Origin of the sequence: Frateuria aurantia DSM 6220, from assembly GCF_000242255.2 — a bacterium.
GTDB lineage: Bacteria > Pseudomonadota > Gammaproteobacteria > Xanthomonadales > Rhodanobacteraceae > Frateuria > Frateuria aurantia.
This window is the reverse complement of the sequence record NC_017033.1, coordinates 861109-884159: the sequence shown is the minus strand read 5'-3', so window position 1 is coordinate 884159 and position 23051 is coordinate 861109. Positions and strand designations below refer to the sequence as shown.

The 23051-nt window shown below is 65.3% G+C and carries 21 protein-coding genes; 14 read left to right on the top strand and 7 right to left on the bottom strand.

The window, feature by feature from the left end:
• Positions 1-265 precede the first annotated feature (265 nt).
• Positions 266-1693, bottom strand: a complete 1428-nt coding sequence (locus tag FRAAU_RS03965; RefSeq protein WP_014402279.1) for a sensor histidine kinase — start codon at positions 1691-1693, stop codon at positions 266-268.
• A gap of 181 nt (positions 1694-1874) precedes the next feature.
• Between FRAAU_RS03965 and FRAAU_RS03960 the strand changes: the two genes are divergently transcribed.
• The 7 genes from FRAAU_RS03960 (at position 1875) to FRAAU_RS03925 (ending at position 7493) form a co-directional block, all read left to right on the top strand.
• Positions 1875-2465 (top strand): GNAT family N-acetyltransferase, encoded by a 591-nt coding sequence (locus FRAAU_RS03960; RefSeq protein ID WP_014402278.1) that lies wholly within the window; start codon positions 1875-1877, stop codon positions 2463-2465.
• Positions 2462-3223 (top strand): septum site-determining protein MinC, encoded by a 762-nt coding sequence (gene minC, locus FRAAU_RS03955; protein WP_014402277.1) that lies wholly within the window; start codon positions 2462-2464, stop codon positions 3221-3223. Before FRAAU_RS03960 ends, minC begins: the two co-directional genes overlap by 4 nt.
• 64 nt (positions 3224-3287) lie before the next feature.
• Complete coding sequence (gene minD, locus FRAAU_RS03950; protein ID WP_014402276.1) at positions 3288-4103, top strand: septum site-determining protein MinD; 816 nt, start codon at positions 3288-3290, stop codon at positions 4101-4103.
• A gap of 6 nt (positions 4104-4109) precedes the next feature.
• Positions 4110-4379 (top strand): cell division topological specificity factor MinE, encoded by a 270-nt coding sequence (minE, locus tag FRAAU_RS03945; RefSeq protein WP_014402275.1) that lies wholly within the window; start codon positions 4110-4112, stop codon positions 4377-4379.
• 2 nt (positions 4380-4381) lie between these two features.
• Positions 4382-4903: a hypothetical protein gene (locus FRAAU_RS03940; protein ID WP_014402274.1), complete on the top strand. Its 522-nt coding sequence runs from the start codon at positions 4382-4384 to the stop codon at positions 4901-4903.
• Positions 4904-4988: 85 nt separating this feature from the next.
• Positions 4989-6083 (top strand): glycosyltransferase family 9 protein, encoded by a 1095-nt coding sequence (locus FRAAU_RS16315; protein WP_052317781.1) that lies wholly within the window; start codon positions 4989-4991, stop codon positions 6081-6083.
• Positions 6084-6161: 78 nt separating this feature from the next.
• Positions 6162-7493, top strand: coding sequence for an APC family permease (locus FRAAU_RS03925; protein ID WP_014402272.1), 1332 nt, complete (start codon positions 6162-6164; stop codon positions 7491-7493).
• A gap of 9 nt (positions 7494-7502) precedes the next feature.
• On the opposite strand, the gene FRAAU_RS03920 is transcribed toward FRAAU_RS03925, so the two are convergent.
• The 3 genes from FRAAU_RS03920 to FRAAU_RS03905 all read right to left on the bottom strand — a co-directional run bounded on the left by FRAAU_RS03920 (position 7503) and on the right by FRAAU_RS03905 (position 11585).
• Positions 7503-9626, bottom strand: coding sequence for a hypothetical protein (locus FRAAU_RS03920; protein ID WP_014402271.1), 2124 nt, complete (start codon positions 9624-9626; stop codon positions 7503-7505).
• Positions 9627-9911: 285 nt separating this feature from the next.
• Complete coding sequence (locus tag FRAAU_RS03910) at positions 9912-10928, bottom strand: hypothetical protein (RefSeq protein ID WP_156803326.1); 1017 nt, start codon at positions 10926-10928, stop codon at positions 9912-9914.
• 150 nt (positions 10929-11078) lie between these two features.
• Positions 11079-11585: an SET domain-containing protein gene (locus tag FRAAU_RS03905; protein ID WP_052317779.1), complete on the bottom strand. Its 507-nt coding sequence runs from the start codon at positions 11583-11585 to the stop codon at positions 11079-11081.
• Between the two features lie 137 nt (positions 11586-11722).
• Between FRAAU_RS03905 and FRAAU_RS03900 the strand changes: the two genes are divergently transcribed.
• The 3 genes from FRAAU_RS03900 (at position 11723) to FRAAU_RS03890 (ending at position 14525) form a co-directional block, all read left to right on the top strand.
• A complete protein-coding gene (locus tag FRAAU_RS03900; protein WP_014402268.1) occupies positions 11723-12196 on the top strand; it encodes an LEA/WHy family protein in 474 nt (157 codons plus the stop codon).
• Positions 12197-12231: 35 nt separating this feature from the next.
• Entirely contained in the window at positions 12232-14007 is a 1776-nt protein-coding gene (locus FRAAU_RS03895; protein WP_014402267.1) for an acyl-CoA dehydrogenase C-terminal domain-containing protein, read from the top strand.
• 227 nt (positions 14008-14234) lie between these two features.
• Complete coding sequence (locus FRAAU_RS03890; protein ID WP_014402266.1) at positions 14235-14525, top strand: DUF1161 domain-containing protein; 291 nt, start codon at positions 14235-14237, stop codon at positions 14523-14525.
• Between the two features lie 79 nt (positions 14526-14604).
• On the opposite strand, the gene FRAAU_RS03885 is transcribed toward FRAAU_RS03890, so the two are convergent.
• Complete coding sequence (locus tag FRAAU_RS03885) at positions 14605-15087, bottom strand: TlpA family protein disulfide reductase (RefSeq protein WP_014402265.1); 483 nt, start codon at positions 15085-15087, stop codon at positions 14605-14607.
• Positions 15084-16367: a YihY family inner membrane protein gene (locus FRAAU_RS03880; RefSeq protein ID WP_014402264.1), complete on the bottom strand. Its 1284-nt coding sequence runs from the start codon at positions 16365-16367 to the stop codon at positions 15084-15086. The genes FRAAU_RS03885 and FRAAU_RS03880 overlap by 4 nt, the downstream gene beginning before the upstream one ends.
• Before the next feature lie 86 nt (positions 16368-16453).
• Here FRAAU_RS03880 and wrbA point away from each other — a divergent pair, with 86 nt between their 5' ends.
• Entirely contained in the window at positions 16454-17065 is a 612-nt protein-coding gene (gene wrbA / locus FRAAU_RS03875) for an NAD(P)H:quinone oxidoreductase (protein ID WP_014402263.1), read from the top strand.
• 80 nt (positions 17066-17145) lie between these two features.
• Complete coding sequence (locus FRAAU_RS03870; RefSeq protein ID WP_014402262.1) at positions 17146-17631, top strand: asparaginase domain-containing protein; 486 nt, start codon at positions 17146-17148, stop codon at positions 17629-17631.
• A 289-nt stretch (positions 17632-17920) separates the two neighbouring features.
• Here FRAAU_RS03870 and FRAAU_RS03865 read toward each other — a convergent pair whose 3' ends face one another.
• Entirely contained in the window at positions 17921-19285 is a 1365-nt protein-coding gene (locus FRAAU_RS03865) for an MATE family efflux transporter (RefSeq protein WP_014402261.1), read from the bottom strand.
• A gap of 489 nt (positions 19286-19774) precedes the next feature.
• On the opposite strand from FRAAU_RS03865, the gene FRAAU_RS03860 reads away from it, so the two are divergent.
• Entirely contained in the window at positions 19775-21949 is a 2175-nt protein-coding gene (locus FRAAU_RS03860) for a primosomal protein N' (RefSeq protein WP_014402260.1), read from the top strand.
• A gap of 131 nt (positions 21950-22080) precedes the next feature.
• Entirely contained in the window at positions 22081-23034 is a 954-nt protein-coding gene (gene tal, locus FRAAU_RS03855) for a transaldolase (protein ID WP_014402259.1), read from the top strand.
• Positions 23035-23051 lie beyond the last annotated feature (17 nt).

Sequence of the window (23051 nt, the reverse complement as noted above, 5' to 3'; positions counted from 1 at the left end):
CTGCTGCCGGCTGGTTCGATCCGGCCGGCGGCCGGACCCCTGATCCGAAGGCGGCCCACTGGGGACGCGCCGCCCGGAATTGCGTCAAATCTGCATATGCCGGCCCGAATCTCCGACCGTCACCGACATCATGCCTGCCAACATACCCGAGCAGGCATGGCCACCTCTCGCCCCGCAGCCCTCAGGCCCCGTCCGCGGCCGCCGGAAGACAGCATCATTGCGTCAGCCGATCACCTGTCGACATCACCTGCGCACAGACTCATCGCTATCCATCCAAACCCTCCCGGGAATCCCGCCTGCCGTAAATCTCCGCGGATGATGGCCAGACCAAGGCCGCCTGACCGCTGAGATCAGGTGCATGCGCCAATGGCGTCTGGCGCTGGTTCAAGGGCAGCTCGATCGACAAGGCAAAACCTCTGGGCACGGCCGAGTCGATTCTCACGGTACCACCGAAACCTGCCAGCCGCTCGCGCATGCCCAACAGCCCGTTGCCCGGCATCAGCACATCCGTACCGCGACCGTCATCACGTGCGGCCAGACCGATCAGATGCTCATCGACATAACTGAAACTCAACCACAGATTGCGCGCATGGGCGTGACGGGCGGTATTGGTGACGATTTCCTGCACGCAACGCAACAAGGCCTGGGCGCGCAAGGGGTCTTCGACCGCAAACCGGGCCGGCACCTCCATATGAATATGCAGGCCGGGCACCGCATCGACCAGACTGGCCAGCGCCTGAGTCAGGTCGATCGCATCATCCTGCCGCAATTCACTGACCGCTTCGCGAACATCGGCCAGCAGCAGCTTGGCCGTGCTCTGGGCCACCCCGACATGCTCGCGGGCCTTGGCTTCGGTCAGATGCCTGGCCACCTCAAGATTCAGGGTCAAAGCAGTCAGGTGATGTCCGATCAGGTCATGCAGTTCGCGAGCGATGCGCATCCGCTCGGCCAGTCGGCTGGACTCGGCCAGCAAGGCCCGGGTTGCCCGCAGTTCCGAATTGAGCTGGCGCTGTACTTCACGCTCGCGGGCCTGCTGGCTGGCGATGGCCGAGGTGATGAAGGCCAGGGTCGAGATACCCAGATAAGTGAAAACCTGCAGCAAGGCCGGCAGCACGTCCAGCCCCAGCTCCTCCACGAACACCAGTCCCAGCAGCAGATGCTGTCCCAGCATCCAGGCCAGCGCAACTCGCCATTCAAGCAGCCAGGGCAGCACCATCGCGATCACCACCAGCAGCAAGGCCGACAATCCGCTGCGACTGAACCAGCCCACCCCCAGGGCCGCGAATGTCATCAGCAGCAGACCGCCGACACGAACCATCACTCGCCCTGTCCCGAGGCGCCGGGTCAGCCAAAGATAGGCCACACCGAAGACCAGATAGCTGAGAGCCCAGCCCGACAACTCCGGGCGCATCAGATTGCCGACAGCTGACGCTGCAACGGGTCCGCCATCGGCTGCACCGGCCGTATCGGCCACTCCGCAGACCGCACCGGCCGGATGCACGCCCGTCGGCGGCGAGGCGCAAGGCCCGGTCTGTTCACGCTCCAGTGCCGTGCGCGTCTGCAACGCTGTCGGTGGCGGCGGCGCGTGCGAGGCCAGCCAAAGTTCGGTCAGCAAGGGCGCGCCGGCACACAGCAAGGTGAATACCCCGGTGTAGCGCAGCAGGCGGATATGATTGAGCGGTTGCCAGAGCATCCCGCCATCATAGGCGGCGACGCGGGCTTGGCAATGCGTTGAAAGTCATGCCCGGCATCGGCCTCGGGCCGGCAGAGGCCGCTTTCCGCAGGACCTGCGCGTGGCATACTATCAAGCTTCCGGTGCCCTTCCGCCGAGGCGCCCTTTCGTCGAATGACCTGTAACAGTCCGGAGTAAATGCATGGCCTTAGCCATCCGCGATGTGCGCGAGCACGACCTGGATGCCGTCCTGGCGCTCAACAACGCTGCCGGTCGCAGTATCCTGGAACTGGACGCCGAACAACTGCGCTATTTTCACCAGCAGGCGGATTATTTCCGGGTCGCCGAAATCGATGGCGAAATCGCCGGTTTCCTGATCGCCCTGCGGAGCGGCGGTGATTACCCCAGCCCCAATTACCGGTGGTTCGCCGAGCATTATCCGGATTTCGTCTACATCGACCGGATCGTGATCGCCAACGCCTTCCGTCGGCATGGTCTGGGCCGTATTTTCTATTGCGACGTGACCAGCTTCGCCGAGGTTCGCGAGCCCTTGCTGGCCTGCGAGGTGTTTCTGGAACCGCGCGACGACGTGGTAGTGCTGTTCCATGGCACCTACGGCTTCCAGGAAGTCGGGCAGCAGCGCATGGGTGACAGCGGCCCGCTGGTCAGCCTGCTGGTGAAGGATCTCCCCAGTTATCAATATGTGCGTGACACCTGGCTGAGCCGGGGCGGACTGCCGGCGGAAGCCTGGCTGGCCGAGCGCGAACCGCGCGCCCAAGGAGTCCAGGCATGAACGCACGCAACGAAGTCGGTGACGCCTGCGATCTGCGCTTCGGTCAGGTCGGTCTGGCCAGCGTCCGGATCCGCCGACCGGATGCCGCCAGCCTGTGCGAGGAGCTGGAGCGACGGGTCCGCAGTTCGCCCAAGCTGTTCAGTCGCACCGCGGTGGTGATGGATCTCAGCGAACTCCATCCCATTCCCGATGACGGCGTGGTCGATGCCTTGCTGGAAGCGGTCCGCAGTGCCGGCATGCTGCCGGTGGCGCTGGCCTACGGTACTTCGGAAACCGAGGCTCTGGCCGAGCGGATGGGTTTGCCGGTGATCGCCAAATTCCGCGCGGCCTATGAGCCGGCCGCGACCGAGGCGCCTCCCCCGCCACCGCGGCGTGCAGTCGAACCGCTCCCGGCCGCGCCGGTTCAGGCACAGCCACCTGCGACCGGGGGTCCCGGTGCCCAGTACCACGAAGGTGCCGTCCGTTCAGGCCAGCAGATCTATGCTCGGGAACGTGATCTGGTCGTGACCGGTGCCATTGCCAATGGTGCCGAAGTCATTGCCGATGGTCACATCCATATCTATGGCAGCCTGCGCGGACGAGCCATGGCAGGGGCCCAGGGCCAGACCGAGGCACGGATATTCATCTCCGATTTCCGGGCCGAGCTGGTCGCCATTGCCGGCCAGTACCGGGTTTTCGAACAGATCCCGCCGGAACTGGAAGGCAAGTCCGTGCAATGCTGGCTCGAAGGTGAAAAACTGCTGATCGAAAGGCTTTGACCCCGCTGCCGGCTTCGATGCGGCGGGACACCACGATATAGAACCATGACGGGGAGATGGATCCTTGAGCGCTGAAATTATTGTTGTCACCTCGGGCAAGGGTGGCGTCGGCAAAACCACCACCAGTGCGTCACTGGCCACCGGACTGGCCGCCACCGGCAAGAAAGTGGCCGTCATCGACTTCGACGTCGGCCTGCGCAACCTCGACCTGATCATGGGCTGCGAGCGCCGGGTGGTGTACGACTTCGTCAATGTCGTCCATGGCGAAGCCAGCATCCGCCAGGCACTGATCAAGGACAAGCGGGACGAAAACCTGTACGTGCTGGCAGCCAGCCAGACCCGTGACAAGGACGCGCTGACGCTGGAAGGTGTGGAGAAGGTGCTGGATGCGCTGAACCAGGACGGTTTCGACTACGTGGTCTGCGATTCTCCCGCCGGCATCGAAAAAGGCGCGCATCTGGCGATGTATTTCGCCGACAAGGCCGTGGTGGTGGTCAATCCGGAAGTGTCTTCGGTACGCGACTCGGACCGTATCCTGGGCCTGCTCGCCAGCAAGACCCGCCGCGCCGAACGCGGCGAGGCGCCGATCAAGCAGTTTCTGCTGCTGACCCGCTACAACCCGGCCCGCGTCGCGGCCGGCGAGATGCTGAGCGTCAAGGACGTCGAGGACATCCTCGGGATCGAGGTCGTCGGCGTGATTCCCGAATCGGAAAACGTGCTGGCCGCCTCCAACTCGGGTGTTCCCGTGATTCTGGACAGCCAGTCCCATGCCGGTCAGGCCTATGCCGATACCGTCGCTCGCATCCTTGGCGAGTCACGCCCGCTGCGTTTCACCGAGGTTCAAAAGAAGGGCTTCTTCCAGCGCGTTTTCGGAGGTTGACAGCGAATGGGTATTCTGGATTTCCTCAAGCGCCGTTCCGAACCGACGGCTACCGTCGCCAAAGAGCGACTGCGCATCATCGTGGCCCAGGAGCGTTCCACCCGCGGTGGGCCCGACTACCTGCCGCTGCTGCGCAACGAGCTGCTGGAAGTGATCAAGAAATACGTGAATGTCGACCTCGAGGCCATCAATATCGCCCTGGAGCACGACAGCGGGCATGAGGTGCTGGAGCTTTCGGTCGCCCTGCCCGAAGAAAAGCCTGCTGCCAAAGCCTGAACATGAACCCCACCGACCTGGCGGCGGATGCCGTCATCACCCTGGCCGAAGTGGATCGCGATGCCGTGGCGGCCCTGCTGCGGCAGCATGAACTGGAGCTGGTCGCGGTCCCGGCCGGCCAGCCCATTCCCGGCAGCTTCTGGGGCGATGAAGAGGCCGGCATCATCGGCAGCTCGGTCTTTGCCCGGCCCGACACACCGATCCATTCGCTGCTGCACGAAGCCTGCCATCTGATCGTGCTGCCTCCGGAACGACGGGCGCTGGTGCATACCGATGCCACCGATTCGATCGACGAGGAAGATGCCACCTGCTATCTGCAGATCATGCTTGCCGACTGCCTGCCCGGGGTGGGCAGCGCGCGACTGATGGCCGACATGGATCGCTGGGGTTACAGTTTCCGGCTCGGATCGACCCGGGCCTGGTTCGAACAGGATGCCGGCAATGCCCGTCACTGGCTGCAGCAGCGCGGCCTGCTGCCCGGCGATGCGCAAACCGACGCCTCGAGCCCCGATCCCGCCCGTTGAGCTGTTAGCATGGCGGCCCCGCGCGCAGGCGGAACGCCGCCTGACGACGCCCTCCTGCCCCACCCCTGCCATCGAGTGTTCCGCCGTGTCAGATCTGCCTGCCCGTCCTGAAACCTTCGCCGTCGCCCGCGGGCCGGGTCTGCTGCGACACCTGGCCGGCCTGCCGCCACATCAGCCGCTGCGGACGCCCTTGCCGAAACGCGGCATCCATTCGATCCTGATCTGCCACCTGAACCAGAGCCTGGGCAATGCCCTCCTGCTGAGCCCCTTGCTGACTGAACTGGAGCACCGATATCCCGGCGCCCGCGTCAGCATCGTCACCCGCAGCCCGGTGGCTCACGATTTGTATGCCGGCTTCCATCAGGTCGAAACCATCCAGGCCTTGCCTTCGCAATGGCTGGGCGAACTGCCCCGCTACCTGCGCAGCCTGCGCCAGCTGCGGCGCGAGTCGTATGATCTGGTCATCGATCCCGATGCGCAGTCCGGTACCAGCCGGCGCATGATCCAGCTGTTCCGGGCACGCTATGCCCTGGGCTATGACGGCCCGAGGAAGGCCGGGCATCTGACTCATGCCGTGACCGTGCCTGCGGACCTGGAAAGCAAGGGCCAGCTGGGCGTCTATCTGTTACGCACCGCGATGGGCCTGGCCATGGAGGACACCGGTCCACCGCCGGCACTGCGCCTGTCGCCCGCTGAAACCGCGCTGGGCCGGCAGGTGCTGGATGGGCTGCTGGCCGGACTGGCGCAGCACCGGCCAGGCGCCCCGGTGCTGGCCTTGTTCGCCAATGCCACCGGGCCCAAGCAGAAAGACGGCAGCTGGTGGCGGCGATTGCTCGAGGTGCTGCAGCCGGCCCTGGCCGGCTGGACGGTGCTCGAGCTGATTCCCGCCAATGGCGTCTCGATGGTCGCCGATGCCTATCCGGGCTTCTATTCCCGGGATATCCGCAAGCTCGCCGCCGTGATACAGGCCAGTACCGCCTATCTCAGTCTGGACTGCGGCGTGATGCATCTGGCCAGCACCACCGCCGCCGCCACCTTCGGCATCTTCACCACCACCAGTGCCGCCCAATGGGGGCCCTACGGACCCGGCAACCACGTGCTTGCCGGCTACGACATGGAACCGGAAGCGATTGCCCGGCGGGTGATCGAAAGCATGCGCGAAGCCGGCCTGCCAGTCTGACGCGGGCACAGGCCTTTCACCACTTGTCGATTCGCGACCAGCCACTCATGCTGGCCGCAAGCCATCCAGGGGAATTCCATGTCTCAACCCGCAACGGACGAAACCTACGTCCGCCGTCTCGGCATGCGTGATGCCGCCATGATCGTGGTCGGCGGCATCATCGGCGGCGGGATTTTTCTCAATCCCGGCATCGCGGCACAGCGGACCGCCTCAGGCTTGAGCCTGCTGCTGATGTGGGCCGCCGCCGGCCTGCTGACCTTGGTCGGCGCGCTCTGCTACGCCGAGCTGGGCGCCCGCCGGCCCCAGGCGGGCGGCAGCTATGTCTATCTGCGCGAGGCCTTCGGGCCGATGGCCGGCTTTCTGTTCGGCTGGACCATGCTGCTGGTGATCTATTCCGGCTCCACCGCCGCCGTCGCCACGGTGTTTGCCAGCTATGCCTCGGCCGTGTTCGGCCTGGCCCCCGGCATGATCCGCCCGCTGGCCGCCGCGGCCCTGGTCTTCGTGGCGGCGATCAACCTGTTCGGCTTGCGACTGGGCGCACAGATCCAGAACCTGTTCACCCTGCTGAAACTGGCCGCCATCGCCATCCTGATCGTTGCCGGCCTGTATCTGGCCAGTCGCCATCATCAGCCTTTGCTGGCCGTGGATCCCGCCCGCGCCGACGTCGGCTTCATGGGCGCGGCCCTGCCGGTGCTGTTTGCCTACAGCGGCTTTACCTATCTCAACAATCTGGCGGGCGAGGTCCACCAGCCGCAGCGCACCCTGCCCCGGGCGATGCTGATCGGCATGCTGATCGTGGTCGCCGTCTATACCCTGGTCAACACCGCTTATCTGGCGGCACTCGGCCATGCCGGGCTGGCGGCCAGTCATACCCCGGCCGCCGACGTGATGGCGCGGCTGTTCGGACCCGCCGGCAGTCAGCTGATCGCGATCGGGATCGCCATTTCCACCCTGGGTTTCTGCAATATCACCCTGGTCGCCGGTGCACGGGTACTGCAGGTGATGGGCCGGGACGGCTTGTTCTTCACCAGCATCGGGCAGCTGGACCCGCGCCATCGCACCCCCAATCGCGCCCTGCTGCTGCTGACCGGCTGGTCCATTGTGCTGGCCGTCAGCGGCAGCTACGGCCAGCTGCTGGACTACGCGACCTTCGGCGACTGGCTGGCCTGCGCACTGGGGATTGCCACCTTGTTCTGGTATCGCCGGCATGATCGCCAGCAGCCGCTCAGCTTCCGCGTCCCGGCCTACCCCTGGCTGCCGCTGCTGTTCATTGTCTGCATTGCCGGAGTGGTGGCCGAAACCCTGTACAGCCGCCCACGGGACAGCGGCATCGGGGTGCTGATCATCCTGGCCGGCATCCCGGCCTATCTGGGCTGGCAGGCATGGACCCGCCGGCGGCCGGGCCGCTGAGGCACTCGTTCAGAAACGGTCCAGCGGCGGTGCCCAGGATGTCGACGAGGCCGGCGCCGGGCGCCGGATCTCCCGGTTCTTGCAGCCGGCCGGCAGCGGACCGCCGGCCATACGGGCGGTTTCGCACATCGCGGTCGTGTCCAGCGGCGCCACCACGGGCCGGGGCAAGGGCTTGCCGGCCACCGAGGCCGCCGTCGCCGAGCCATCCAGCGCATGCGCGGGAGCCAGATCCAGACGTCGGTCGCCGTCCTTGCCCGAGGCCTGGGGCGGCGCCTCGCCGTGACAGCCGAAGGGCAGCAGGGAACCCAGTCCACGGCTTCCGGAGTCTGGCTGCGCGCCCGTATCGCAATGGAAGCTGACACCGCCAGGCAGATGGAGCTTGTGATGGCTCCGCAGCTTCTCGCCGATATGGCGCATGGCTGAATCCAGCTGGTTCTCGTCGTCCGCGACCCAGTCCTTGTCGAAACGGGTGCGGTGATACTCGATGGTCACCGAACGGGAAGGTCCCACATCGGTATTGGCAGGCGCCCGCAACGAGATATAGTGGCCTGGTGGCGAGGTATTCGAAGACCCGCCGGCGGCGGCTCCCGGCAAAGTGGTGCCATGAGCACCCACGTGCCCTCCCGCGACGCCCCCCGCCTGCCCGCCGACCTGTCCGCCGGGCCGACCTTGGGCCTGCGCACCTGCTGCACCGTTTTCACCGCGCCCCAGCGGATCGGACGGGTTTGCCGCGCCCGTCCCCGCCGTGGCCCGGCCGGCTGGCGCCAGCCCCTGCCCCGCATCCACCGTGCGGCCTGCCGTCGTCTCATGCCCGGTGCCGGCCAAGGCATCGGCCGCTGCGCCATCCTTCGCGGAGGCGTCTTTCGCCAGCCGCTCCGCCGCCTGCTCGCCGTCAGGCGGTGCCGTGGCGGTCTCTGCCGGAGTGATCGGCGCGGGCATCGCCGCGACCGGGGCCGATGGCGTCAAGGTCTGCTCCACCTTGACCGAGGCCGTCTCCGGAGCCGCCATCGAGGGTACGGCTGCCGTATCGGACGGCAACTCGGGCAAATCGGCAGGTGCCACGCTCACGGGCGGCATCGAGGGTGGCGTGACCGGAGTCTCCATCCGGACGGATGCGGTGGCTGCGGCCTTCGCAAGCGCCTCGGCAGGCGTTGACTGCCACGGCGCGGCCGTCTCGGGCATGGCCGGCAGTTCGGAGGCGGATGCCACCTGCGTGCTCGCCGCGGCCACGGTCAGCGCCGGCGCATTCACGGGAGAAGAGGATGGTGCCGTAGCGACAGGGCGGGCGGGCACGGTTGGCAGGGCTACCGTGTCGATCGCCGGGATGTCGGCAAGGGAGGATGCAGGCGGGCGGGCCGCAGCCATCAGCCGGGGAGCGCTGATCGGCGGTGATGCCAGGCGGGCCCGCGGCATGCTGAGACGCGCCTGCTCGGGCGCCGCCACGACCGGTGCCGCCGAGGGCGGTTGCGGGACAGGCATGGGCTGATTGCCCTCGGCACGCGGCGGGCGAGACGGCCGGACCTGCTGGGCGGCGACCAGCGGTTGCAAGCTGATCGGAGCCGGCATCACCAGCGGAGGCACGGCGGCAGGTGGATGCGGCTGGTGATCGGTGACCACTACCGGCAGCGGCGCCATCGACGACTGGACCGGCGGCGAAGCCGCGGCCGGCACGCGCGCTCCGGCTGCCACGGATCGCGGATGAAGTCGAGGCGCTATCGCTGTCGCCTGCCGTAAGGCTCGACGGCCGGAGGCGGCAAGACCCCGGGTCACGACATGATGCGGGCCGGTCTGGCCGGAATGCCTTGAAGAGGCGGAACCGGAGCCCGCACTGCCGACGGCCTTCCCGCCCGGCGGCGGCGGCGGCAACAGCTCCACCTGCAGCACCGCATCGTGGTCCGGTGGTGGAGGTGAAGGCATATCGACCGGCGCCAGCAGAATGCCCAGCACCAGCAGCAGATGCAGCAGCAGGCTGAGCACCCAGGCAAGCACCGAGCGCCACATCCGCTCGCCGCGATCGGCCCGCCAGGACTGATGCCGCCGCACCCGGCGGCGTATCCAGTCCTGGATCAAGGCATCGACAGCATCCTCATCGCTGCCCGCGCGGGGAGATCCGGCATCAGAGGGTGAGGACATGACGATGTTCCTGGATGCGCTGAAGATACATGGCTGGCATCGCCTGCACCGCACTGCCGCCGTCAGCCAGACCAGACCAGACCAGACCGAAAGCATGTCGGATCTCGATCTCGGCAGTCCGCCCGGATACCGGCAAAACAGCAGCGGAGCCGGCCACGACCGTCCCGAATGGCGAAATGATAGCCGAATGACGGGCAACCATGATGGCTGCAGCCGATACGGCAGCCCCTCAGCGTCCGGATGCTGCCGGGACGGGGGCGGCAAGGCCGGCCCGTCCCGATGGCATCAATGCCCCCACTGGGTGCGGCGACGCTCCTGCTCGGCCCGCTCCTTGGCTTCCTGATCCACGGCACGCTGCGGAATATCGAAGGGGCAGCCCTGCGGCAAGGGCTGATCCGCGCGATAGGCGGCGACACAGCTTTCAACCGAAGGCGGCTTGGGGGCATGCGGATTCTTGGCCAGCAGGCTCGGCGGCGGCAGACTCAGTCGCTCGTCACCATCCTTCTTCGACGGCGGCGGCGGCGGGTCACCGCCACAACCACCGCCCATCGCCGCCAGGCTCAGACTGCAGTGGATGCGCACGCCACCCGGCAGATGGAACGTATGACCGACCGAAGTCTTTTTGACAGCCTTCTCCACGGCTCTGTCCACTGCGCCTGGACGATGCCAGGAAGCATCGAAGCGCGTTGCGTGGTAATGAGTCGGATCCGTCTGCTGCAGAATCTGGGTATCACCCTGCTCGTTATGGGCAATGTACTGGTCCGGCTTGGCTGCCGGCTTGGGAACGTCGGTCGGCAGCACCGGGTTGCCATTGGCGTCGAACAAATGCGGTGCCGGCTTGGTGGCAGGCATGGTGGCCGTCATCGCGTCCGGCTTGGTCGGCTCGGGATGCGGGATCGGCCGCGGCGGCGGCACGACATGGGCGATATGCTGGGGCTTGGGCGTCGGCGCTGGCGCATGGGTGTGCGCTACCGGTGCCGGCTTGGGCGGCGCGACTTCGGCCGCCTGCGGCGGCGTGGGCGTCGGAGGCTGAGCCTTGGGCGGCTCGGCCATCGCGCTCGCCTCGCGACTGGGCCGGGTCGAGGCAATCAGCTGCACCTGCAGCGCGCCGGAGTCGGGCGGTGGCGGCGGCGGCGGCTCGCCATGCGGCTTCAGCTCCACCCAGGCAAACAGGAAGAACAAGGCATGCAGAAGAATGGTCGCGACCAGCCCCAGCACGCGCGCCAGCGGCCGACGCCGGCTGTCGTCATCATGCGGGCCACGGCCTGACGGACGCCATTCCCGGGGGGCGTCTTGCGGCACTTGCCCGGGCTCGGGCGGCGGGGTGGGTCGGTTCGTTGTACCTGGCATGCCTGCAACAATGTCAATAGCTACGCCAGATCAGAGTTGGCGTGAAGCCCGGACGACACTAGACCGCGTATGGCCCGGAAAGGTTCCTGATTCCCTATTGTCTCACATCTTGCATTCGACACGCGCGTGGCCTCCTTCGGTTCGTCGCCGGCGCTTCAGCAAGGTGCCGGTGCATCGGGCCGCGCCACAGTGACAAGGCCAGAGCCGCTTCATCGCGGCGGTATGTGGAACGGCCAGCACGATGCCGTAGTCATAGGTGATCTCCTCCCCCGCCGCGATATCGCGCACCGCTTCGATCAGGATGCGGTCGCGGCGGGGATCGCCTCCGGCGCTGATCTCGATCACGGCCTGGCAATTGGGCATGCAGCTGTGATTGATCCAGCGCGCGACATTGCCGCGACGGTTGCCGTCCACCACATATTGCTCGTTGAGGGTGAACAGGAAGGTATGCCCGCTTTCACCGTCGTCACCGTAACGCTCGTCAGCCTGCGCATGGCTGATCAGCTCACCACGATACCGGACCACACAGTCCCCCTTGGCCAGATCCGCCAGCGCAAAGACCCCCCGGCCATGGATAGGCGAACGACGGGCGCGGATGCGTTGGGTCATGGGCGGGAATCGCGAATGGATGGGGAGCATCATCATGCCTGTGCCTTTCAGCCTTGAAAACCTGCGGAAGTGGGTCGTCAGCCGCTGACAATCCAACGTCTCTGGTCTAAGATTCAAACAAACGTTTGAGGTAATCCATGAAGTCGCGGCTGCAAGGATGGTTCCTGATCACGGTTCTGATGACGCTGGCGGGCTGTGTCCCGGCCCGGCCCGACATCTTTCCCCCTCAGTTGAGCATCGATGCCCTGCGGATTTCCGGACAGGGTTCTTGGCAGCTGGTCTTGCGGATCAAGAACGACAGTTACGCTTCAATGACCTTCCGGCATCTCGAAGGTCAGCTGCTTGTCGATGGCCAGGCACCGCTCAGGATGAGCGCCGACATGGATCTGGAGATTCCTGCCCTGGCCGCCGATGTCACCCGCGTGGAGATTCCCGCCACGGCGGCATTGCACAAAGTCCTGACCGACTCCCGTCACACCCCCTTCGGCCTGCCCTATCGCTTCTCGGGACAGGTGGTGACGGGTGGATCGGCATCCGGTACCAGGCATTTCGATTTCAGCCACGACGACCGGTTCTATCCGGTACCGGGCGATGCCCGGCGATTCCGCTGACTCCCATCCACAGCCTCATTCCCTGCGAGATCCCCATGACCGTATACAAGGCTCCCCTCGACGATCTGCGCTTCGCCCTGTTCGACGTGCTGCAGGTCGATCCCATCCTGACCGCGCTGGAATCCGGCGAATCCCACAGCCAGGATCTGCTCGAGGCCGTGCTGGAAGAGGCCGGCCGATTCAGTGAACAAGTGCTGGCACCGACCAATGCACCAGGTGACGAGGAGGGCTGCCATTACGATCCCGCCACCCGTTCAGTGACCACCCCCAAGGGCTTCAAGCAGGCCTTCCGGCAGTTCGCCGAAGGCGGCTGGACCGGTCTCACCGATCCCGAAGCCTTCGGCGGCCAGGCCTTGCCCAAGACGCTGGGCACGGCCACCACCGAAATCTTCCAGGCCGGCAATCTCTCCTGGAGCCTGTATCCGCTGCTGTCCGAAGGCGCCTGCCATGCCCTGGAAGTCCACGGCAGCGAAGCGCAGAAGCAGCAATATCTGGGTCGCATCGTCAGCGGAGAATGGACCGGAACCATGTGTCTGACCGAACCCCAGGCCGGTTCGGACCTCGGCCTGCTGAAGACCCGGGCCGAGCCGCTGGCCGATGGCCGTTATGCCATCACCGGCACCAAGATCTTCATCAGTGCCGGTGACCACGACCTGGTCGACAATATCGTTCATCTGGTGCTGGCACGCCTGCCGGATGCCCCTGCCGGCAGTCGCGGCATTTCGATGTTCATCGTGCCCAAGTACAAGCTCAAGGACGACGGCAGTCCGGGCGAGCGCAATGCGGTCAGCGCCGGCGCGATCGAGCACAAGATGGGCCTGCGCGGCTCGGCGACTTGCGTGATGAACTTCGACGGCGCCGAGGGCGTGCTGATCGGCCAGCCGCACAAGGGCCTCGCCGCCATGTTCACCATGATGAATGCGGCCCGCCTGGGCGTCGGGGTGCAAGGTCTGGCGCTGTCGGAGCGGGCCTGGCAGAACAGCCTCAAATACGCTCGTGAACGCCTGCAGTCACGCTCGCTCAGCGGCCCGAAATTCACCGACAAGATCGCCGACAACCTGCTGGTGCAGCCTGACGTTCGCCGCATGCTGCTGACCCAGCGGGCCCTGGTCGAAGGCTCGCGGCTGCTGCTGCTGCATACCGCCCTGCAGACCGACATCGAAGCGCGCGGCTCCAGCGCCGAAGAGCGCCAGCAAGCCTCCGAACAGGTGGCTTTTCTGATCCCCATCGCCAAGGCGGCGGTCACCGAATGGGCTCAGGAATGCACCAAGGAAGCCCTGCAGATCTATGGCGGCCATGGTTACATCGCGGAAAACGGAGTGGAACAGTTTGTCCGCGATGCCCGCATCATCACCTTGTATGAAGGCACCACCGGCATCCAGGCGCTGGATCTGCTGGGCCGCAAGGTATTGCAATTGCAGGGCGTGGGTCTGCGCCGGTTTATCAAGGAAGTGGCCGGATTCTGTGCCGCCCATGCCGGCGATGGCGATCTGGCGGAGTGGATCGCTCCCCTGGATGCCCTCAATCGCGAATGGGGCCAGCTGAGCAAGACCCTGGGCGCGGCATGCGCCTCGAACCCCGAGGAAATCGGTGCCGCCGCCGTCGACTACCTGTACTACTCGGCCTATGTCGTGCTGGCCTATTTCTGGGTCCGCAGCCTGGCCGCCCTGCCGGCCTCAGGCCAGACCGAGAGCTTCAAGCAGGCCAAGCGCGACACGGCCCGCTTCTATTTTCGGCGGATCCTGCCACGCACCCTGAACCACAAGGCTTTGATCGAGGCCGGCGTCGACAGCATCCCCGCGATCGCCTGACGATTCAGGGCGGATCGACCGCCGGGATGGCGGTCGATCCGCCCTGGCCAGCCACCACCCTGTTGGCGGAGAAGCTCAACGATTACCGATAACTAGCGAGTCTTTTTCACGTGATTTTTACGGTATGGAATCAATACCTTCACAATTCATTCATATGGAATCGCGTTTTATCGGTCAAAAGCAGGTATCCAGATCCATTCAAGTCAACGCGTTTCAAGGAGTTCATCATGAAGAAGTCGTTCGGCCTTGCCCTGCTGCCGCTGCTGGTTCTGCCGGTTCTGGCCCACGCCAGCTGCGAAGACACCAAGGCCCAGATCGCCAAGAAGATCGAAGCCAACGGTGTCAGCCATTACTCGCTGGATGTCGTTGATGCCGACAAGGCCGATTCGGCCTCCGGCAAGGTGGTCGGCAACTGCGAAAACGAGAGCAAGAAGATCGTCTACACCCGCGGCGGTGATGGCGACAGCGCTCCCTCGGATCAGACCGCGCCCGCATCGGCCTCGTCCAGCGCCGGCTGAGACCGCAACCGGATGCTGAAACGAAGATGGCCGGGTCACCCCGGCCATCTTCGTTTCTTGGGCAGGAACGAGCGGCCGCTTATTTCAGCCCGGTCGCCGCCGCCAGTGAAGCCGCCGTGACCGGTCCGACAAAATGCTTCGCCACCGTGCCGTCCGGCGCGATCAGCCAGGTCGTCGGCAGCCCTTGCGGCTGATCGAAATCATGCGGCGGTTGATCCATCGGTACCCGCGCCACCGGATAGGCCAACGGATGCTTGAGCATGAAAGCTTTCAGATCCGCCAGCTCCGTATCATCGTAGGCCACGCCGATGGCCGAGACCTTGCCGGCATGCGCCTTGACATACGCCGATATGGCCGGCATTTCTGCAATGCAGGGCACACACCAGGTGGCCCAGAAATTCACGATCACCCAGCGCCCTCGCTGAGCCTCAAGGTCGAAACCATGGCCATCGAGCGTGGCCAGCTTCAGCTGCGGATGGGCAGGCATGGCGGCCATCGCCGTCGAGGCCAGGCCGATGCCGCTGACAAGCGCCAGGGCGGAAATCAATTTGCGAAACATCATGGACCGCTCTTCCTGTGGGCATCAGCCGGAACGGTGGATTCCGATACCGGGAAAATCTGTTCCAGCGACACGGCCAGCGAACCGCGCAGCTGACGGGCAAGAGCATCAAGAACCGTCATCAGCGGCTCCGGCAACTGGATGCCACGTTGCTCGATCTCGTCACGTGGTGACAATGGCAGACGATAGTGCACGTCACGATACAGGCTCAGCAACTGAGTGGTATCCAGACTGCGTATCATCACCCAGCCCTCGCTGACGGAACCGCGGATGATGCCGCCACGCTCAAGATCGTCGAAATAGCCGAGTGTGTCCTTGCGGCTCAAGGCCGGTTCCACGCGATTGACCTCGGCCACGGCAAGCGGTCGACCTTCTCGCTGTGCCTGCACGAAATGGCCCAGAACCACCAGCAGCCCCAGAAACTCGGCCCCCTCGGGCAACAGACTGCCCGAGGGATGATATTCGAAGGACGCCATCGAGGCAGCCAGCGAGGCGCCCATGATCACGATCACCCAGGAGAGATAGATCCATAGCAGAAAAATCGGCAGCGCCGCCAGCGCGCCGTAGATGCGTTCGTAGGTCTGGGCATGGGCCACGTAGATGCCGAAGCCGTTGCGGGCGATTTCGAACAGCACCGCGCCGACAAAGGCCCCTGCGGTAGCATAACGCCGCTTGATCTGACCATTGGGTACCAGGGCATAGAGCAGCCACAAAGAGGCGAAGGTGACGGCAAACGGCAGCAGCAGCAAAGCTCGCTGGCCCACCGTGGAAGACAGCTGGTCAGCGGCATCGTGCAGCATGGGCAGCGCCACGGCATAGGACATGGCCGCCAGCGATCCGACCGTGAGGATCGGTCCCAGGGTCAGCGCGGTCCAGTATAGAAACACCCGCGACACCCAGCTGCGCGGCTTGCGGACACGCCAGATGCGATTCATGCGGTCTTCGATGCTGACCATCATCGAGACGGCACTGAACAGCATGGCCAGAATACTGATGCCAGTCAGCTGGCTGGCGTTGCTGGCAAACCCCTTGAGGGCATCGCGCACGCCCGAGCCCGCGGCCGGCACATTGTTGAACACGAAATCCTCGACGGTCTGGCGCCAGGGCTCGAATACCGGAAACACCGAGAACATCGCCAGCATCGCCACCATCAACGGCACCAGCGACACCAGGGTGGTATAGGCCAGTGCGCCGGCCGATTCGAAACACTTGTCCGCAACAAAGCGCTCCCAGGCGTAGGCAAAAAACGCGAACAGCCGTTTCCGGTCAATCTTCAATGCCATGAATGTCCTTGGTTCTGGCCTTGGCCGGTCCAGTTCAGCCAGCCCAAACGCTACACTAGCGTATCGCCACCCGCCGACTCAAACTCATGTCCGTCGAACTTCTCGTACTCTATTACAGCCGTACCGGCTCGACCGCCCAGCTGGCGCGCCTGATCGCCCGCGGCATCGAAGAGGTCCCCGGTGCCCGCGCGCGTCTGCGCCAGGTCCCGCCGGTCGCGCCGGTCACCACCGTGGCGGCCCCGCCCGAGCCGGAGGCCGGCGCGCCTTATGTCGAATTGAGCGATTTGAAGGCCTGCGCCGGGCTGGCGCTGGGCAGCCCCACCCGCTTCGGCAACATGGCCGCGGCACTGAAGCATTTTCTGGATACCAGCGGCGCGGAATGGGCCAGCGGCGCCCTGGTCGGCAAGCCGGCCGCGGTCTTCACCAGCGCCGGCACCATGCACGGCGGCCAGGAATCCACCCTGCTGTCGATGGCCCTGCCGTTGTGGCACCACGGCATGATGGTGCTGGGCCTGCCGTTTACCGAGGCGGCCCTCAGCGCGACCCGTACCGGCGGCACTCCCTACGGGGCCAGCCACTGGGCCGGCAGCCACGGCGACCAGCCGATCAGCGAGCATGAACACGAGCTTGCGCGGGCCCTGGGCCGCCGTCTGGCAAGGACGGCGATCGCTTTGGCAGGTGCTAATCCGCCGGTCTGAACCACCGACGGGCGAAATATCCGCGATGGGTGCATCATCACTTCAGCGCAGCCCCAACTCTTGAGAACAACGAGCCTTCCATGCAGCAGTTAGCCATCATCACCACCGGCGGCACCATCGACAAGATCTATTTCGATGACAAGTCCGACTACAAGATCGGGGCTCCCCAGATCAGTGACATCCTGGGCCAGTTCGGCGTGGCCTTCGACTACGAAGTCCATGCTTTGATGCGCAAGGACAGCCTGCATATCACCGACGAGGACCGGGCTCAGATCCTGGCGACGGTCAAGGCCATCCCCCAGGACCGGATCCTGATCACCCACGGCACCGACAGCATGGTCGAGACCGCCCGCGTGCTGCAGGCGGTGACCGACAAGACCATCGTGCTGACCGGCGCTCTGAATCCGGCCCGCTTCATGGGTTCGGACGCGGTATTCAATATCGGCTGTGCCGTTTCCGCGGTGCAGTTGCTGCCTCCCGGCGTCCATATCGCCATGAACGGGCGGATCTGGGATCCCTTGAGCGTGCGCAAGAACCGCGAAGCGAACCGCTTCGAAGAAGCCTGATCCGGCCCTGCGGGTCCGAATGCCCAGGCAACCCGGCCTTCAACGGGGCGCCGACGGCCAGCGGATCCGGGGAGCGCAGACATGAAAAACCCGCCGTCCCGCCCTGCAGGGCGGCGACGACGGGTCGGCATTGGTCTCGATGGGCGGATGGCGCTGCGGCGGGCACACCACGATCCCTTGGACTCCATCGAGTGAGGCCAGTCTGGCGAACCTGGATGACATCCGGATGTCAGTCCCATGGCGATTCGCGGATACCCTCCACTTCCTGACCGGATCAGGTCGGATCAGATCAATGCATATCCGCCACGGCGAGCCGGTTGCGCCGCCAGAAGCGACCCAGCAACAGGATGGCAGCAACGCTGAGTCCGGCAACCAGGCCCATCCACATGCCACGTGCTCCCAGCCGCCCGGGGAAGGCCAGCCACCAGCCCACCGGCAAGCCCACCAGCCAGTAGGCGAAAATAGTGACCAGCATCGGCACGCGCGTATCCTTCATGCCGCGCAAGGCACCGCCCGAGGCCACCTGGATACCGTCCGAGAACTGGAACAGTCCAGCCAGCGCCAGCAGCACCATGGTGTTGTGGACCACTTGCGGATCACTGGTATAGATATGGGCCAGCATCCCGGGTGCCAGCAGCAGCAGACTGGCCGACAAGGCCTGGGTCAGCAAGGTCAGGCCGATGCCGCAGAATCCCGCATAGGCCCGCCCCACCGGGTCGCCCCGCCCCACCGCCTGTCCGACCCTGACCGTGATCGCCATCGACAAGCCCAGCGGTACCATGAAGAACAAGGCGGAAATATTCAGCGCCACCTGATGGGCGGATACCGCCGAGGCGCCCAGCCGGCCGATCAGCAAGGCCGCGGCCACGAACATGCCCGATTCAGCGAGCAGGCTGATCGCCATCGGCACACCGATATGCAGCAGAGGCCCCAGGACCACCCAGCTGGGCCAGCGGCGAACCCGGTCCCAGCCCAGGTCCCGATAATCGGCCCGCCAGCGGATATAGCAGGCGAAACTGAGCGTCTGCAGCCACAGCACCAGGGCGGTGGCTGCGCCGCAGCCCTCGGCACCTTGCGGGGGAATCCCCAAGCGACCGTACATCAAGGCATAATCCAGCGGCGCGAGCAGCAGCAGTCCGCCGAAACTGAACCACATCGAAGGCCGGGTCAGTCCCATGCCTTCCGACATGCCACGCATGCCGAAATAACAGGTCAGGGCCGGAGCCCCCCAACTGATCGCCCGCAAGAAGCCGGCCACGTCCCGACGCAGACCGGGGTCCACTCCCATCACATCCACCAGCCAGATGGCATGGCGCATCAGCAGCATCAGGATCACACCGACGATCAGACCCAGCCACTGGGACTGGATCAGCACATCGGCAATGCTGCGGCGCTGACCTGCCCCCTCGAGCTGGGATACCGTCGAAGGCACCGCCAGCATCACCCCGATGCCGGTCACTACCGCCAGCGACCATACGCCCGTACCGACAGCCACCGCACCCAATACCTGGGACCCGACATGGCCCGACAAGATCGTGTCGACCACGCTGCTCCCCATCGCGGCCAGCTGGGCAAGGATCAAGGGCAGTGCCAGTTTTAAGGTCGCCGTCGCTTCGCGCACGATCCGCTGGCGGTCGAATCGATGAAAAGGCATTGCAGTCACCAGCCGGGAGGTCGGCTAGTATGCGATATCGCCATGGATTTCGCATGCACAGGCCGCAGTGAAAACCGGCCTGCGCGGGATGAGCCGTTTGGTGATTGGCGATCTGTCAAGTGTTTTGCACAGCGTCACCCGGCTGTCAAGAACCAGACTTCAATCCTGACCGGCGTATGAACCCGAGCCACGATGCCTTTGCAATTATTTGATTTTTATATTGTTTTTATCATGGTTAAAAATTAGACAGGCCGTCATAAAGCGCCTTGCGGCGGGCCTGGAGGCACTCTGCCACCACCTGATCCACAGACTTATCCACAACTCCTGTGGATAACCGGCAAACCTTCACGGCGATAGTCACTTAGCGCTCAATCCTGGCAAATCCCCCAGATAAGTGCTGCAAGTGAGGCCGCGACGATTCGCGCATCCCTGCAGCAGCATCGAAACGATCTGGACGATACCGGTTACACTGCTTGCCTCGAGGAATCCATGTCTGCCGCCCTACGCATCGCCCTCCCGGTCCCGCTGCCGAATTTTTTCGACTACCGTCTGCCCGAGGGTCGGATTCCGGCACCCGGCACCCGAGTCGAAGTGCCCTTCGGCAGAGGCCGACGCGTCGGCGTGGTCACAGCCCTCATCGATGACAGTCCGCTTCCGCCGGAACAGTTGAAGCCGATCGAGCGCATCCTTGACCCCGAACCCCTGCTGGATGCCGAACTGCTGACCAATGTATTGTGGGCGGCCAGCTACTGGATGGGCGCTCCCGGCGAGGCGCTGAGCAGCGCGCTGCCCCTGAGCCTGCGCGAAACCGGCGAATGGCCTGAACTTGGCGAGCCGGGCTGGCGACTCAGTGAACTGGGCCAGGATCCGGCCAGCCACGGCACGCGCCGAGGCATCGCCCTGCAGCTGCTGACCCAGCTGCAGGCTGCCAGCGCCACCGAAGGCGAGCTGGACGTGGTCCTGCCCGGCTGGCGCGATGCCGGCCGCCGTCTGCGCAAGGCCGGTCTGCTGGAACGCTTTGAAAGCCGGCCGGAGGCCCCGCCCTGGCAGCCCCGGCCCGGTGTGGAGCTCAATGCCGAACAGCGCCATGCTGCCGAGCAGGTCATCGCCCACTGGGGCCGCTATCAGCCATGGGTGCTGGACGGCGTCACCGGCAGTGGCAAGACCGAGGTCTATCTGGCCTTGATCGAGGCAGCTCTGGCACGCAACGAACAGGTACTGGTACTGATTCCCGAAATCAGCCTGGCCCCGCAGACCGGCCAGCGACTGCGGGCAAGACTGGGGATTCCCATCGATGTGCTGCACTCGAATCTTTCCGAGGGTGCCCGAGCCAAAGCCTGGATGCGAGCACGGTCAGGTCTGGCGCGCGTCATCGTAGGCACCCGTTCCGCCGTGTTCACGCCCCTGCCGCGGGCCGGGCTGATCGTGGTCGACGAGGAGCACGACGGCGCCTACAAGCAGCAGGAAGGGTTTCGCTACCACGCCCGTGACCTGGCCCTGGTCAGAGCCCGCCGGCTGGGCATTCCGGTGGTCATGGGTTCGGCCACGCCCTCGCTGGAATCCCTGGCCAATGTCGCCGCCGGGCGCTACCGGTCACTGCCCCTGCGCCAGCGTCCCGGTGGCAGCAAGGCGCCCAGCGTGCAACTGGTCGACGTGCGTGCCCAATATCTGGAACACGGACTTTCGGCCAGCCTGCTGGGGCAGATCGATGCCACCCTGGCCCGTGGCGAACAGGTACTGGTTTTCCGCAACCGGCGAGGCTACGCGCCGGTGCTGCTGTGCTATGACTGCGGCTGGCATGCCGAATGCCCGCGCTGCCAGCAGCCAATGACCTTGCACCAGTCCCCGCGCCGGCTGCTGTGCCATCACTGTGACCATGTCATGCCGGTCCCGGCCACCTGCCCCGCCTGCGCCTCCAAGGCCCTGACCCCGCAAGGCCAGGGTACCGAACGGCTGGAGGAGGTGCTGACCGCCCGCTATCCTGACATTCCGGTCTTGCGGGTGGATCGCGAAACCACCCGCCGCAAGAACAGTCTGGAAGACATGCTGGGGCAATTGCACGAAGGAGGCCCGGCGATCCTGGTGGGAACCCAGATGCTGGCCAAAGGCCATGATCTGCCCAATCTGACCCTGGTGGCCATCGTCTCGGTCGACGAAGGCCTTCACAGCATCGACTTTCGTGCCACCGAGCGGCTGGCCCAGCTGGTGATCCAGGTCGCGGGCCGCGCGGGGCGAGCCGCGAAGCCGGGCAAGGTAATGCTGCAGACCCATCACCCGGATCATCCCCTGCTGCGCAGCCTGCTCAGCCACGGCTATCCGGCCGTGGCGCGGGAACTGCTGGCAGAGCGCCAGACGCTGGAACTGCCACCTTACGGGCATCAGATCCTGGTGCGCGCCGATGCTCACCGGGCCGATGCGTGGCAGGACTTTCTGCATGCGGCGGCGGCGGCCCTGCAGGGCCATCCGGGGTTTCATCTGGCCGGACCGATGCCGGCGCCGATGCCGGTTCGCGCAGGTCGCCAACGGGGCCAGCTGCTGCTGGAAGGACCTCGCCGCAGCCTGTTGCACCAGGCGCTGAGCCAGGCGCTGAGCCAGCTGCGACAGCGCCCGGAAGCCCGCAAGGTACGCTGGTCGGTCGATGTCGACCCGATCGATCTGTACTGAACCGCCCTGCCTTGCCGCGGTCACGGAGATCGCCCGGCCCAAGCTGAAGCCCCGCCCCCGGGACACGGGTGGCGATGCGCCTTCGGCCGGCGGAAGGTCTATACTGGCATCCCCCGAAAGTAGGAGGTCCCATGGCTTCGCAACTCGAACAACTGCGTCAGTACACGACGGTCGTCGCTGATACCGGTGATATTGAAGCGATCAAGCGCTATCAGCCCGTCGATGCCACCACCAATCCCTCGCTGCTGCTGAAGGCTTCCGAAATTCCCTCCTATGCGCCTCTGATCGACGAAGCCGTCGACTGGGCCAAGAGCAAGTCGAACGACAAGGCCGCCCAGCTGATCGATGCCGGCGACTACCTCGCGGTTTCGGTCGGCCGCAAGATCCTGGAAATCGTGCCGGGCCGCGTATCCACCGAAGTCGATGCCCGCCTGTCCTTCGATACCGATGCCAGCGTCGCCAAGGCCGAGAAGCTGGTCAGCCTGTACCACGACAAGGGCATCAGCCGCGACCGCATCCTGATCAAGCTGGCTTCGACCTGGGAAGGCATCCGGGCCGCCGAAAAGCTCGAGAAGGCCGGCATCAACACCAATCTGACCTTGCTGTTCTCTTTCGAGCAGGCCGTCGCCGCCGCCGAGGCCGGCGCCTTCCTGATCTCGCCCTTCGTCGGTCGCATCTTCGACTGGTACGTAGCCCATACCGACCAGAAGAGCTACAGCCCTGACGAAGATCCGGGCGTGAAGTCGGTGCGCAAGATCTATCAGTACTACAAGGATCACGGCTATGCCACCGTGGTGATGGGGGCCAGCTTCCGCAATATCGGCCAGATCCAGGCCCTGGCCGGCTGCGATCGCCTGACCATCAGTCCCGACCTGCTGGAAAAGCTGGATCAGACCGATGCCGAGCTGCCGCGCGTGCTCAGCGACCACGGCGCCACCAGCAAGCCCGGCGCGCGCCTCGGCGAAGCGGCCTTCCGCTTCGGCCACAACGAGGACGCGATGGCCACGGACAAGCTGGCCGAAGGCATCCGCAAGTTCGCCGTCGATCAGCGCAAGCTGGAAAAGGCACTCGCCGCCAAGCTCTGAGCCCGATGCAGCGACAA